We start from the raw sequence: 14,588 nt of genomic DNA, 5'->3' as shown, positions 1-14,588 counted from the left end.
ACTCCAACTTCTGATTTATTTTGAACAAACTGACTTTCTTCTTCTGGCGTTTTCGCATCTACATACCGCCACATGATCATATTCAGATCATAATGATGCGTTCTGGCTGCCGCCCACACTCATTTCACTTCCCAGTGACCATATCGTTTCCCACCGACACGCACTATGCGACCAGAATCCGAAAGTATTTTCATAGCTCTTTTTACGGATGGAACAGATATTTTAAAACTTTCTGCCAGTTCTTCCTGGGTTAAGGAAGGACTCTCAGTCAACAAAGCAATAATTTTATCAGCCAAAGTATCAGCCAAAGTATCTCTCTGATACTTTGGATCTTTAGTCTGATCTATTAACGCGCTCTGCAAAGCATTAAAATGCAGTCGTATGCCATTTCCGAGCACCTCATACCTTGGAAGATCAGCCCCTATTGCAATACATTCATCACAAATCTTCTGAATACCACGTCCCCAGCTTTCGATATATCCCATCCGATAGAACACATTTGCAATATCAGGGTTATAAGGAATCGAATCATGCGGCTCCATCAAAGTTTTGGATGTCCAGCCATCCGGCAGGATACATCGATTGCTGATGATCATTTCCTGGTCCTCTATTCTGACTTGTATCGGAGTTCCGAACATATAGCAGTTATGAGCTATCGCATTGTAAATTGCTTCACGGACCGCTTCACGCGCATACGGGTATGTCTCGACTCTGCGGTCATGCTCATACGTGATTTTTGCCTTAAGATATTTCATATAGATCAGATCAATAATTCTGTCTGCTATTGTAATAAGAGACGTATCCATCACATCCTGGTACTGAAGATCTGCTCCTTCGCCAAATTTCCCGATTTTGACGTAGCTCCCATTCTGAATAATTTGCGGATCACTATAAAAAAGCAGAACTGCAGAACGCTTCAGCTTTCCATTGGAAATAAGATGCAATTTACTCAGAAGCTCCGCGTTAGAGACATTCAGCTCTGTATCCTTCATCCTGCCGCTTTTGAATGCCTCTCTGCGAAAAATCTTGAAACTTTCCTCATCCAGATCATCTGCAGAAAGGTTATCGACCGTGACATCTTCCCAGCGGAATCCAGTTTTTCGCATAATAAATTCTGACAATGCAATGCCTGTCAGCTGCTGTTTTGTAGCCCCGCTTCTGTAATGGTATTCGCCATGATAACTTATAGGAAAGCTACTGGGCTCAACCTTTATCTCAATATAATCCAGTCCGTTCTTTGTATGCATGTTAACGTCAGCAATAATGCCTAATCCCGTCTGGATTTTGTTCGGGATATCCTCAAGAAGTTTCTTGGCGTTCTTAACCCCCACAATGCTTCCATCATCGCGGACTCCGATAAAGATCGTTCCTCCCTGCGCATTGGCAAATCCGCATATCCATTTCAGATACTCATCACGCCAAGACTCTTTGTATTCTATATTCTGGCTTTCTGCCATGCGTTTCCTCCTCTGTTAATCAGATACAATGTATCCTGACTGTCCTTCTTAATTCTATCCATCTGCTAAGCTCCAGGTATGAGTGCAAATCCAACAATCACAGGAAACCTGTTAATTCACACGTTCCACTGTAGATTGAAGTCCCATTCCTGGAAGCGATTCTGGGATTATGATACCTTCGTGGTCTAGTCCAGAGAAATCCACCCTGCGCCAGATTTCAGCTTACCCCACTTTGTTGCGCCCCGCCCAGTGCTTTCCTGCACGATGGTATAAACACCACCGTTGCGGATGGAGCCTGCCAGGGCGTAATTCGTACCTGCACCCTTACGGATATTCAGAACCGAAGCTGTAACCTTTACTCTATACGGAGAGAATGCAGGCTTGCTCTCCGCAGGGTACACAGCATTCCCCGAACCATCAAACACCTTGTATCCGGGGTTCTTGTCTGCACAGGCTTTCGCATTCGCCAGGGAAGAGAATGCACCCTTCTGGGAAGCACTATCAGCCCAGGTCTTGCGGACACGGTACAGTGTGGTAGTGCTTGCAGGCTTCTCTTCATCAGTGCTGCCGCTCAGACGGGCAGTAACCTTTGCCGCCAGGTCACCCATACGGGAATAGAGCCAGTCACCGGGGCAAGACTTGTTTGCAAACCATCTATGTACAGTCAGAACCATCTCATCAGACTTCGGGCTGTACGCCAGAGTCTTGTTCTTGTCACCGAACCAGAGCAGCTTCTTTTTACCGTTGCGCTTGCAAATGTCCACGCAAAGGTTGATGAGGGAAGCATATACAGCGTTCGTCATAGCGTAAGGGTGAGTCTTGTCAGACGCACATTCGATGGTCACGGCACGATGGTCATTCGCAGAACTGGAAGAACACCAGGAGCGGTCTTTCTCTTCCACACACAGAGAGATTCTGCCGTCATAACCGATACCGTAGTTGCAGCTTGCCTGCCGGGAAGGACTGGTGAAGCAACCGCAGATACTCTCCGCAGAAAGCTGACCGACTACACAGTGCGGGGTAATACGGTCAATCGCATGATTGCGGGGACTGTTTTTGTTAGGTGAGATTTTGGTGTAGGACACCAGAGAACTGTTACTCATTTTCATTTCCTCCTTGTCATATCGGGTAAGGTCATACCTCTCAATGACAGCCATAAGGTTGTCCACATATTTCAGAGAGGTTGCATACCCGTCAGCTTTGATATTCTCAAGGTACTGTCTGGGGTCAGTCACACCCTTCAAATTGGAATAAGCAGAAATGTTGGTGAAATCAAAATACCCGATGATACCATCTTCCATGCTTCTAAACTTGCACCATTCCATAGCGGAACTGGTGTAGGTTCCGTCTGGGTTCTGCTCACTGCCTACTTTGTGGTAAACACCCACGCAGGTCTTGCAGCGTCCTTTGCGATACTTCAAGCCAAAGTAGTTATGAGCGTTGACTGCCAGTTCAGACGTACCTTTGTTACTCTCAAGAATCGCCTGGGCAATAATCGGACTGAACACGCATACATTGTAAGCGGCAGCATATTTCTTAATGTACCCGGCAATACTGTCAGTAAACTCCTGGATAGTCATAGGTCATCACTCCTTTATAGGAGATAGGGCGAACCCTCTCTCCCGCCTTAGTTTGCGCCGTTGTCAGTATCGGACTTCTTCTTGAGTACTTCGATAGCGGCAGTAATAGCCGGGGGAATATTGATACCCATGAGTCCTGCGTTCTCCACGATGGAGATAGTTTCGTTTGCCACGAATGCAATAACCACAGCGTCACGAATAAAATTAGTACCAGTAATTAAATCCAGGCGGCAGGCAACCAGAACCACCAGAAGGGAAACACCCTTACGGCACAGCCCTTTCCAACCTGCACGGCTCTCAAGCGCACCATTCTCAGTCTTGCCGCTGTTATGGAACACGCCTGCGACAATCAGACCTGTAACATAGTCAATCGCCATGAAGATGACCAGAGTTGCCAGAGCAGCGTCCCAACCGCCAAACAGGGAAGCAATAAAGCTACCCGCTACTCCGATTGCAGTACAAATCCATTCTTTCATAATCTTAGCCCTCCTTGCTGTAATCCTCCCCGGTGATTTCCTTGTACTCTTCCTGGGTAATCCACTTGCCTACTGCGTTCCACACCATCTTTTCAGACCAAATGCCCATCTTGTAGAACTTCTTTACCTTCTCATAATTCTTGCTGTGTTCCATGATTTACACCTCCATATCCACGCCAGTCATCATTGCCAGGTACTCAAATTTGCCCATAAGTTCAGCATAGCGCATTTCCTGCTCAGTCTTTTCACGGAAGCAGAGATACCAACCGTCAGCATACTGAACCTGCTGAATCAGTTCAGCGTTGTGCATGACCATCTGAGTGTCACCGTCCACAATCGTAAGAGTGGACAGATTGTCCTCAAACACGGACACATCAACCTCAGTCTTGCTGACATAGTTGTTACCATTCTGCTTGAAGCCCTTGAGTTCCGTGCCGTCAGCTAAAATCAGTTTTACCATAGTAGTGTTCCTCCTTTAATTTCTTGCAAAGGTCTAACATATTTGACCTCTGTAGCTTGCTCATGTAGTGGCAGTGACCATTGAACCATGACCTAAACCAGTCATCGAAATCCTTCTCTGAGAGAATGAGTACCAGTTTCTTAGCCTTCCTTCTCATACCTGTAAGCCGTTTCGGATGAATCTTATGAATCACCCGCCCGGTATCGGTAAGCGAATACTGAATCTGTAGAAACCTCCACATTTCAGACAGTTTGCATATTCTGGTTTTCCGAAGATTCACGGTAATACCCAGGTCATGTGCGATTTCTACAATCTCTATAAGCAGCCCTTTCAGAAACTCCTTATCCTTGTGAATCACATAACTGTCATCCATATATCTGCCATAAAATTTCACGCCTTTTACAATCTTTATGTAGTTGTCAATCGGTATGGGATAAGCAATCCCTGCGTCCTGCGCTACCTGGTCACCAATGTTCAAGTGCTTTCGCAAGAACTTCTTCCCGGTCAGCAGGTTCTTGTCAACCTTTTCGTGTTCCAGTGAATTGAATACATCGTCCATAGCGGACTCATATTCTTCATCATTCATATAGGACACATCCACCTTCTCATTGTCTACAATCTTTTCCAGGAACCAGAGTGCTGTATCGTCATCAACGTACTTTTCAAACAACTCCATGAGTTTGTCATGTCGAATGTTGTCATAGTATTTTGAGAAATCCATCAGCAGGATATAACCATCATTACTCTGATTCTCCCGGAAGAACTTGTGCAGGTGCGCTTCTAACCTGCGGCGGGTAAAGTCAATTCCTTTACCTTTCTGGCTTGCGCCATTATCATAGATGAGGTGGTCTTTAATTGCGGGAGTTAAGACTTCATCACATAAAGAATGTTTGGCAATTCTATCCCGTATCTGTTCGCCTGTAATAAAGCGGGTCTTACCCCGTTCATTAAGAGGAAAACTGCTACAGGGCTGAAATTCGTAGGTATGTTCTTTCAACTCTCTTTGCATTTTGGACAAGTCCAGAAGGTATGCCATTTCATACCGCTGAACCTGCGGCTTCCAATCACTCCCACTCTTTGCTCTAAGATAAGCGTCATACAACGCATTGCCGTCATATATTTCACGTTGACAACTACAATTCTCGTAAGAAGTAGTATCGTGTTTGGTATTTACCATCATAGGAAGGACAACCTCTCCTTTCTCTTACTCCGAAACGCTCAAGTGGCTATTTAATCGAAGTATCGAAATCGGGGCGAACGCCATTAGAGTTAGAAGCGTTGTTGTTGTTCGCATTCCCGTTGTTGTTCACATTAGCGAAGTTATCGGCGGTTGCAGAGATTGCCCCTTTGAACTTGTTATCAGATTTACGCCAACCTTTAATAAGGTCTATCTCTCTTTGAATGTCCTCACCGAACCTCAAGAAAGAATTAACATCCACCGGGAGAGTTTCTATTGCATACTGTAATTCCTGTACCAGTCGGTAACACTGACCGATTGCCAGGTCTTGATGAACACGCCGCTCCACCAACTCTTCATAGTAGGTGGGATAAATGCTGTTCGCAGTGTAAACGTGTTCACCGATAGACCTCAGACAATCGACTACAGCTTTCCGCTCATCCTCAATAAACCAAGTATCAAAGGCTTCCTGCTGTTTGCGGAAATGGTCATAAATCTCTTTCTCAACGTCAGTAAGTTCTTCGTAGCTTCGCCCACTGAATTTCTTCTCAAGACGTTGTGCCGCCTTTCGTTTGCTGTAGCCGAAGTCACGGAGCAGCAAATCAGTAACCTCTTTTCTAACTTTGTTGAGATGATGGAACACCTCAAACTGAGAGGGTTTCCGTTTGCTTTTCAATACTGACATTTCATTAGTTCCTTTCTACTGCACCCCACAAGGGGGTGCAGATTTTCGATTAACAGATACAGAAATCGGGGCGAACGCCAAGAGAGCTAGAAGCGCTGCCGTAGCTCGCAAGCCCGTAGTAGTCCACACCAGCGAAGTAAACGGCGGTAACCACATCTCTCAGCCAGTAATCATATCGTGTAGCAATCGCAGCCGGGTTGAGGACGAACAACGGAAGCTGAGATTTTTCCACGGTATAATTGTGCATTGCGCTCCACGGGTCTTTCTGACCGTCACCCATCGGAGAGTGAACAGGGCAACCGTAAACCATACGCTCTGTCATAAGTTCAACTTCGCTGTCAAACCATGCACCACCCGAAGGTGCGCCGTTAGATACAGCATTCGTCAGATAAACACGATGACTAAGCACATGACCACTAAACGCAGCCTTGATTTTGGTCTTAGCCGCATTCAAATTAGCCTTATACATAGCCGAACCAACATAACCACCCGTAGTGACATTCGTGGTATTCATCTGAGCCGAACCCATATTCTCATCGGGTACAATCACCGCATGGTGTTTGGTAGTATCGGTATCGCCGTTATGCAGGTAATAGTCAAAGCCTGCAATGCGGTAAGTCACTCCACTGATAACCCAGTAGTCACCGACATAAAGACCTGCAAATGTACCATCAGAAATAGCCTTGTACTGCTCTGCTGTAACAGAAGTACCCAGGTTCTTACCACGGTAAATGCTGTTATGTGCGCCTGCGCCATCCGCAATCACATTCTGAATTGCGTCAATGTCAGCCTGCAAACCCTTATGGAGATTCTGAACGGTAATGACCTTCACGCCGTTACCATCGTGAATCAACATCTGCTCAGTACCCGTAACGGACAGAATCGCTTCCAGGTCTGCAAACTTTTTCGTCTGAACACTAATAGTTGCCATCTTTTATTCCTCCTTGTATTTCCAATCTGCCAGAATCGCATAATCCAGGTCATCCACAATCAGCGTGATTGCTTCATCATCTGTAGCAAGCGGAGCAGAGAAGTCATTCTGCATTGTCATCTGCTCAAGCAGAGTCAAACGCTCATCCAGTTCAGTACACTGATTTTGCAGGTTGCCCGCAGCGTCCTTACTCAACTGGTCTTTCATAGCCTGGAACCAGGCATTGTAAATTTGCTGCTGCTGACTCTCAAAAGCCGCCATGCTTGCCTTATATTCCTGTTCCAGATTATCCGTGTAGTTATCAAACTCCGTTGCTTTGGAATCAGCTTCCTGCTCAAACAAAGTTTTCTGCTCTGCAAAATAATTCTGGAATGCGGTATACAGGTCAGTGCCATTCTCCACCATGCTCATAATGGTGTTGAGGGCTTCGTTCATGCGGTTAGCGTCTTTTGCCCCGAAGAAAGATTTCTCTTTCCCGGTATAAGCCGTAATGTCCTGGAAGGATACCGAACCATCTTCATTGTTAATCTGGTTGTATCGCTTCAAGCCCGCCCACACAGCGTCCGTATAGTCAACAGGTAAAAGTTCCCATGCCATTTACAAGTCCCCTCCCTTCATTCCGAAATTCCATGTAAACATCCTCCTTCCTTCACTCTCATTCGTGAGTCTGTCATACAGGTCTAAGGCTGCACCCTCTAAACGATTCAGTTCATTGAAATCCATCGTAGTGCCGTTATCGTTATAAACGGGTGCAGACCCGTAAGACATTCTGAGAGTGTTGGTGTTGAGGGTTTCCAGATTTTCTTCAAGCTGATTGATTTCATCAGCGTAAAAGTAGTCACCTGGTACTCTGTCATCACCCAGGCTTACAAGAGAGAACTCCTTGTACAGCTTGATTGCCATATCCCGGAGGAACGTCAGATTGTTCTTAATACGGTTGAAATCCGAAGCATTGAATCTGTCACCCGTATAAACACCCTCTGAATTTGTACTTCCGTGCCAATCTGTTTTAGGTGTTTGCCATGCCATCTTCCGTCACCTCCTAACTGGATACACGTCTTGCGGTTACCTTGCCGCTGAACGCCTGGTCAAAGTTGATTGTGTGCCGATAGATATTTACCTTCATTCCGTCATGGAACTCATTCTCTTGGTACACAATATCGTTTGCGTCAATCTCCGGGTTACCTCTGGTATCGTACTCATACTCAATACCTGCGGTATAATAGTCACCAATCCATTCAGCCAGTTCTGTAGCAATCGCCATATCACTGATAAGCGGGTTCGCCCATTTTACAGACTTACCTCTGCTGTTCAGTGACTTCGTGGCATATCGCTCCACGATTTTGTACCGATAGCCCAGAATTTCCAGACGGAAGGTTCCTGTCTTAGAGAACTTGACTGTCACATAGTAGTTACCCCATGCAGTGATACTCACACCACTGGCACTTTCGTCCAGTGTTGCCCGGAAGTTGTAGGACGGTTCACCCACATAGAAGGTTTCCACATCACCAGACTTCACGGTAATATCCTCACTGACAAGACTCTCTTCGGCATTACCCGGCTGATAACTGTAGCAAGGTACGATGACCTCTTTGACCAACTCCTGCTTAATGGCTTTCGGGGAAGAAGTCATGTCCTGCCGCTCCATGGTGAAGTCAGTCACATCACCGAAAGCGAAGTTGTTAAGCACAATACGGTTGTACGGCTCTGCCGTTCCCGTGAACTCAATCTTCATGGTGTCGAAATCATCAAAGTCCCGAAGAACCACCAGGGTCTTTGTAATCTCTTCTTCCACCTCATACTCAGTAACCAGTTCGTTATTGTTGTAGGTACGAATGACCATTCCCGAAGGAAGAGCGTTACCGAACACGAACTTCACACCGTAGTACATACAGGCGGCTTCCTGCACGATTGTTACCATAGGGTTTGTGGTGAACTTACCGTCAGCGTCAGACTTCTGCTCCGAAATAAAGCCTGTGTTCAACGTCCTCTTACTTGCCGCCCGTGGCAGGAAGAACATTGTCCCGTCTGCCGTGGTGTAGTTACTTGCCAGTGTTGCGTACTCATCTTTGGTATCATCCGTTAGAATCTTCGCAACGTGGGAGTAATCGGTTTCACCATTGCTGCTTGCCGCAGCTTCCGGGACGAAAGAGGATTTAATCTGAATCGTACCAACTCTGGACTGTGACAGAACACAGCGGCAGGCATTGGCTATAATCTGCAATGCTTCCTTACAGGAAACACGGGGGATAGGATTCTTCGTATATAGCTTTTTGAGTCGGGGGTCAACATAGTAGTCTTTCTCCCCGGCAGCTTTCAGAACCTCAATCGCCAGGTCATAATAGCTTTTGCCGTTCGGAGCATACAGTCCTTTGTAATACTCCGTGTCCATGTTACGGAACACGTCCTGGCAACGGATTGTTGCCGTGTAGTCATCGGACTCCCACTCAGAACAGAGCAGGTGATTTCCTCTGACCCATTCAATTTCATCAGAGTTCGGAAGCTGATACCCGTAGTAAATGTCCATCTCCTGTCCAGTTTCCAGGAAGTTGATAGCCGACTTCGGGTTGTCCACATTAAAATACTTGTCATAGTTTTTCAGCGTTACTGAGAAATCAATCTGAGGAATGTCAGCACCAATCGGGCTGACATAACTCTCAAGCGAAGAACTCATAACAGAATCGTTGTAGTACACCAGTCCGTAGCCAAAACGGAAAGAGTAGATACGCAGCCTGCTTTGGAGGTTCTTCATTTTATGAATCACCAGAGTCAGTGTGGTTACATTCTCAAGCACTTCCTCTGTAGTAAAAACAGCTTTGTCATTATCCCGGAACTCAACCTTTTGCCCGGTATTCGTGACAAAATCAAAATCAGTAGGATAGTTCTCACCGAAGTTAATCGTAATACCTCTGAAATCAGTCGGAGCCGCATGAAGATTTATGGTCACTTCATACAGTCCGTCTGATACCAGATTCTTCCCTACCAACCCTGTGTTGTAGAACATTGCCCCCGGCTTGTTCCGTGGGAGAAAATACATGGAACCGTCAACCCTGGTGAAGTTCTCTTCCAGAGTGGCGTACACCATATCGTCATTTCCCTCATTGAACAGGTTGTCCGGGTTGGAGAAGTAGGCAAACTCTCCGCTGTCTACTCTGGCTTTCGCCTGCGCTTCCTGGTTGACAACTCCGAAAGAAATCATTATGTATGCTCTCTCACGGAGGGAGTCTTTCATGCTTGCCTTATACTCTTTGGATACCTTTTGCATAAAATCACTCTCCTACGTCAATCAGATTCACCTTGCAATTCCTGTAGTGTGTCGGGTGACCGTCCTTATCTACCCAGTAGGGTTCAGCCGTTCGGTTACCACAGTACATTTTGATGGTCTTAGGTGCATTACTTACAGGGTCAATAAAAGTTACATTTACAAAGAAGTTATCAAGGATACTCAGTATCTTTGACCACTGTTCGGCAGTGAGCCATGACCATTCCAGATTGTCAATCTTGTACTGGTCACGTCCGATACGCTGACCCACCACCGTACCGTTTGCGTTACGCCCGGAATCTACAAGAGTGGTCACCGTAGGGGTGACACCTCTCTTGCAGGGAGGTAACGCATAACCGTTGATTGCCAGATAAGCCATTACACATTACCTCCTTATCCCGTAAAGCTATAGCCATTGGCTTTCTTCTGAGTGGTCACAGCGTCAGTCACCACACGGTTACCAACCTGCACCACGGTTTTCTCTTCCTTATCAGCCTGCCTACGCATATCATCAGCCATCTGAACCATGGTTGGTTCAACGTACTCATGGTAGAAATCCTCCATGGCTTCACGGAAGCCCGTTGCGGAAACCTCCGTGCTGCTCTGTACGTTAGAAGAAATAGACCGGGAGAATGCGGCAGAGTCATAATATTTCAGAGCAGAAGTATCAACTGCCAGTGCCATTGTCGGACTGAAATTCGTAAAGGAATCAGCCCATGTTCCGACTACAGACTTCGTACTCTTACCCACCTGGGCAATCGCATTATTGAAACCTGCAACGGCAAAACCACCAATCTCATAAAAGACCTTAGACGGGGAGTTTACGTCCAACTTGTCCTTGAACCAGGAAATGATTGAACTACCCCAGGAAGAGATTGTGCTTTTGCAAGTATGGTACAATTCACCGATACCGTTCTTAAAACCACTCACTACGTCAGAAGCTACATTATAGAAACCATTGTAGGAGCAATGTGCTGTGAACCAACTCTTCACACTGCTACCAAAGGTACTCATGTTACCCTGTGCCGCAGTGTAGTACCCGCCGATTCTGTTCTTGAACCCATCAACCACACTGGTTGCGAAGCCAGAGAATGCAGAAGCGGAAGCAATACCAGAGAACCAGTTCTTCACATTGGTTGCCCAGGTAGTCATATTGCTCTTCGTATTCACATACGCAGAACCAATCTTATCCTTGAACCCGGTCACCACATTGTTTGCAAAGGTCTGGAAGTTCGTAGAGTTTACGCCACCGAAGGAACTACTGGTGAACCATTCCTTGACCTTACTTGCCCAGGTGGTCACATTCGTTTTGGTGTTGGTATAGGCACTACCGACTTTGGTTCGGAAACCTTCAATCGTGTTGTTCGCAAAGGTACTGAAAGTATCGCTGTTCACTCCACCAAAAGAGTTGTTGCTGAACCAGTCTTTCACTTTGCTTGCCCAGGTAGTCACGTTAGACTTGACCGTGGTATAAGTGCCACCAACCTTGTCTTTGAAGCCGCTTACGATATTGCCGCCGATTTCCTTGAAATGCTCAACAATACCCTTGCCGTCCTCACCCTTCGTGAACCACTCAATGACTTTACCTGCCCATTCCTTCACCTTGCCTGCAATCTCACTGAACTTGTTAAGTCCCTGCAAGAAACCTTCGACCACATAACCGCCCATCTCCTTCATTACTGTAGAAGGAGAGTGAATACCGAAGCACTCTTTGAATCCCTCAATGAACGGGTCAAATACGTTCTCCTTAATCCACTTGCCGATATTTTTAATGCCGTCCCAGATACCCTCAAGTAGACCCGCTACCCAGTCAAGACCACATTTCTTTGTACCGTCATCATTGGTGAGATATTTCTGGAAGTACCCGGTAATGTCCTCCCAGATACCCTGTACGAAACCTGCGATACCGCTCACAGCAGCCGCTATAGCGGAACCCAGTAACTTGAAGAAACTCTGTGCCACACCTGCAAAGTCAATGCCCTTGATACAAGCCTTGAGATTCTTCCACAGGTCTTTGCCCATCTTGTTCCAGTTATAGCTTGCAATCCACTCCTGGGCTTCATTGAATGCACCCTTCAAGAAATCGCCAATGCTCTTTCCCACAAGGCTCCAATTCAAACCGCCAAGCAAGCCAATCATAAAATCAAGGGCTACCGTGACACCACGAACCAGAAGTCTGCCCAGGTATGTGAAGTCAATTTCCTCCATTGCACCATTCAGCAGTTCTGCTATATGGTTACCCAGGTTCTTGAAATCCGCTGTCTTTAGGAACCAGTATGCTGTCTGTATTGCACCGTTCAGTCCGTATCCAATCTTGTGACCGATACCAGACCAATCAATGCTATCCACAATCTCATTGAACTTTTCACCCAGTAAAGTACCCAGGGTTTTCCAGTCACCTGCGTCCAGTGCTGCTTTCAGCTTGTCGGTAAATTCAGAAATGCTACTGTCAATCGGCACGGTTTCAAACATATCGCCATAGTTCTTACTGCCAGAACCGCTTCCACTGGAATCCTTCTGACTGATAATGTTCAATTCATCAATGCCAACCGTAGCGTCCTTAATATCCTTTGCCGCTTTCTTCGCAGACTTACCCGCACCAGAGATAGAATCGCCATAGGAAGCCGCCGCTTTCTTCGCTTTCGTGAAGGTGGTTGCACCAGACAGACGGGCGAAGAACTGATTGACAATGTTCAGCAATGCCGCAAATTTATCAATCAGAGCGTCCACCGCAGGAGCAATCATATTGATGAGCGAAGCCACCATAGCACCCATGCTGTTCTTGAGGTACTGGAAACTGGTTGCCAGACTGTCCATGCTTCCTTTGAACGTACCGCCCATGAGGGAACTGTACATATACAAATTCTGAATACCTTCCTTCATTGCAGCCGTAAGCTGTGCAAAGAAGAATCGAATTGCACGGTACATTGCAATACGCTTTAAGGAAGAGAACAACTGACCCAACTTCCCGTTCGCAATCTGAGCCACCGGGTTCATCTTCTTGAGGTTAGAGGTTACATTCTTCATTCCCGCAGCCAACTTAGAACCCAGCGTAGAAGCAACCGCTTTGATACTTCTCCCGAACAGACCCAGAACACCGCCCGTATTAACAAACTGCTGATAGAGCGTTCCCAGGTTTCCCACCACTTCTTTGATTTTGGCAGGAAGTGCGCCCAGTGCATTTTTCGCCTGTACGAACGGATATGTAATACCCGTAAATCCACCCACTGCACCTGCCACTTTACCAAGCGAAGATACGAAATTGTGAGTGGCACTGGTTGCTGCCGTAACCTGTGAAGTATACTGAGTAACACCAGAGGTTGCCGCCGAAGTAGCGTTCGTTGCTGCCGCAGCAGGAGTAGCAGTCCCGGCAGGCGTAGCTGTCTGGTTCCCAGTAAGGTTTCTCATATTCGGAATCTGAATGCCCTGCATATTCTGTAGAGCAGTGCTGAGTGCTTCAACCTTTTCCACACCAGACCAGTTCAGACCATCCAGAGAAGCACCGATTTCAGTTATTCTCTTAGAGATTGTGGAGGAAATCTTGACATTGCTCAGAGAATTAAGGCTTTTCGTCAAATCTTCAATCTTCTCAATCCCGGACATACTCAGCTTTGCATTACTGATTGCGTCCAGTTTCTTGCTGATATTGTTCAGACCTGCGCCACCTTTGGTTGCTGCTTTCAGCTTATTGAAGCTGTTAATCAGAGCGTCTACACCTTTAGCGGCATTTTCGGACTTCGCTTCAATTTGAAACTCAAGACCTTCAATCTCAACTGCCATGATTTATTCCTCCTTCCGTTTGAATTTTGAATTGACCCCTGCCATTATCTGTTTCATGGCTTCCTTACCCGCATGAAGTTTCTTCTGATTCTCTTCCTCTTGCTGCTGTCTATGACGTGCTTCGGTCAGAGGAATCGGATCCTGCCTGTAAGGAATAGGCTTATGCTTTTTGCTCATAGCATTCAGTACCGGGGAAGCGTCAACCAACGCTTCATAGAAATACAGACCTTGTAGCCAGAGGGCTTCATTCTGCCGCTCTTTGACCTTTTCATCCATATCCCTGTAGTACCGTGCCATCTCACAATCACCATCCCAGTAATCGTGATAGCCCATGCCCAGACTCATGTAATAACCGCAGAGTTTTTCAAAAGTTTCCCCGTAACGATAAACAACGGGCAAGCGGCAGTTGCCGCCCGTTTCAGCCTGGGAGTCCGAACCCGTTACCAGTTCGCTTCCCAACTCATGTTTTTTACCGCTTTCTCATCGGGTTCCTCCATCAGAGTCACAATCGGGTCATTGTACATCTCTGCCAACTTGCCAATCAGTTCATCCTTATGAGGCATACTCGCATAAATCTTGTCAATCACATCCTGCTTCACGAAACGATGGTGCGCCTTGAATGCACCTGCAAAAAGAGCAGGAAGCAGAGTCATAGGCTTACGGTCAATGTCCTGTGCAACAAAGCCCTCATCCTCCATCTGCTTGACAGTACGCCTGGTAAACTCAAGCGTGTATTCCTTATCTTCATAGGTAAAAACAATCTGTTTAGCCATTGCTCAA

Annotated in this window: 15 protein-coding genes and 1 pseudogene; all 16 read right to left on the bottom strand. The window is 46.5% G+C overall.

All coding sequences use genetic code 11. The features are described from left to right. Positions 1-119: 119 nt before the first annotated feature. Positions 120-1,457 carry an RNA-binding domain-containing protein gene (locus tag ACTNEN_RS04170; protein WP_441204811.1) on the bottom strand — a complete coding sequence of 446 codons (1,338 nt, stop codon included), beginning with the start codon at positions 1,455-1,457 and terminating at the stop codon, positions 120-122. Between the two features lie 185 nt (positions 1,458-1,642). Further along, the gene (locus tag ACTNEN_RS04165) at positions 1,643-2,560 is read right to left on the bottom strand and encodes an N-acetylmuramoyl-L-alanine amidase (RefSeq protein ID WP_441204828.1); all 918 of its coding nucleotides are present in this window, start codon (positions 2,558-2,560) and stop codon (positions 1,643-1,645) included. Between the two features lie 39 nt (positions 2,561-2,599). Then, a pseudogene (locus ACTNEN_RS04160) lies at positions 2,600-3,037 on the bottom strand (glucosaminidase domain-containing protein); the annotation flags it as partial. A gap of 47 nt (positions 3,038-3,084) precedes the next feature. Continuing rightward, complete coding sequence (locus ACTNEN_RS04155) at positions 3,085-3,513, bottom strand: phage holin family protein (protein ID WP_441204810.1); 429 nt, start codon at positions 3,511-3,513, stop codon at positions 3,085-3,087. 4 nt (positions 3,514-3,517) lie between these two features. After that, positions 3,518-3,667, bottom strand: coding sequence for an XkdX family protein (locus tag ACTNEN_RS04150; RefSeq protein WP_441204809.1), 150 nt, complete (start codon positions 3,665-3,667; stop codon positions 3,518-3,520). A gap of 3 nt (positions 3,668-3,670) precedes the next feature. Then, positions 3,671-3,973 carry a hypothetical protein gene (locus ACTNEN_RS04145; protein WP_419047604.1) on the bottom strand — a complete coding sequence of 101 codons (303 nt, stop codon included), beginning with the start codon at positions 3,971-3,973 and terminating at the stop codon, positions 3,671-3,673. Then, entirely contained in the window at positions 3,951-5,153 is a 1,203-nt protein-coding gene (locus ACTNEN_RS04140) for a reverse transcriptase domain-containing protein (protein WP_441204808.1), read from the bottom strand. The genes ACTNEN_RS04145 and ACTNEN_RS04140 overlap by 23 nt, the downstream gene beginning before the upstream one ends. A 46-nt stretch (positions 5,154-5,199) precedes the next feature. Further along, entirely contained in the window at positions 5,200-5,835 is a 636-nt protein-coding gene (locus tag ACTNEN_RS04135) for a hypothetical protein (protein WP_441204807.1), read from the bottom strand. 49 nt (positions 5,836-5,884) lie between these two features. Further along, complete coding sequence (locus ACTNEN_RS04130; protein WP_441204806.1) at positions 5,885-6,766, bottom strand: hypothetical protein; 882 nt, start codon at positions 6,764-6,766, stop codon at positions 5,885-5,887. Positions 6,767-6,769: 3 nt separating this feature from the next. Next, complete coding sequence (locus ACTNEN_RS04125; RefSeq protein ID WP_412267751.1) at positions 6,770-7,363, bottom strand: hypothetical protein; 594 nt, start codon at positions 7,361-7,363, stop codon at positions 6,770-6,772. Further along, positions 7,364-7,795: a hypothetical protein gene (locus tag ACTNEN_RS04120; protein WP_441204805.1), complete on the bottom strand. Its 432-nt coding sequence runs from the start codon at positions 7,793-7,795 to the stop codon at positions 7,364-7,366. It abuts the gene before it with no gap. Positions 7,796-7,808: 13 nt separating this feature from the next. Further along, positions 7,809-10,031: a hypothetical protein gene (locus ACTNEN_RS04115; protein ID WP_441204804.1), complete on the bottom strand. Its 2,223-nt coding sequence runs from the start codon at positions 10,029-10,031 to the stop codon at positions 7,809-7,811. 4 nt (positions 10,032-10,035) lie between these two features. Further along, on the bottom strand, positions 10,036-10,407 hold the full coding sequence (locus ACTNEN_RS04110) for a DUF6711 family protein (protein WP_441204803.1): 372 nt from the start codon (positions 10,405-10,407) through the stop codon (positions 10,036-10,038). A gap of 14 nt (positions 10,408-10,421) precedes the next feature. Then, the gene (locus ACTNEN_RS04105; protein ID WP_441204802.1) at positions 10,422-13,808 is read right to left on the bottom strand and encodes a hypothetical protein; all 3,387 of its coding nucleotides are present in this window, start codon (positions 13,806-13,808) and stop codon (positions 10,422-10,424) included. 3 nt (positions 13,809-13,811) lie between these two features. Continuing rightward, the gene (locus ACTNEN_RS04100; protein WP_441204801.1) at positions 13,812-14,267 is read right to left on the bottom strand and encodes a hypothetical protein; all 456 of its coding nucleotides are present in this window, start codon (positions 14,265-14,267) and stop codon (positions 13,812-13,814) included. Beyond that, on the bottom strand, positions 14,249-14,581 hold the full coding sequence (locus tag ACTNEN_RS04095) for a DUF5055 domain-containing protein (protein ID WP_441204800.1): 333 nt from the start codon (positions 14,579-14,581) through the stop codon (positions 14,249-14,251). The genes ACTNEN_RS04100 and ACTNEN_RS04095 overlap by 19 nt, the downstream gene beginning before the upstream one ends. Positions 14,582-14,588: the final 7 nt, after the last annotated feature.

Source organism: Oribacterium sp. HCP28S3_H8 (genome assembly GCF_052064775.1).
GTDB lineage: Bacteria > Bacillota > Clostridia > Lachnospirales > Lachnospiraceae > Oribacterium.
This window is presented reverse-complemented; position numbering and strand designations above follow the sequence as displayed.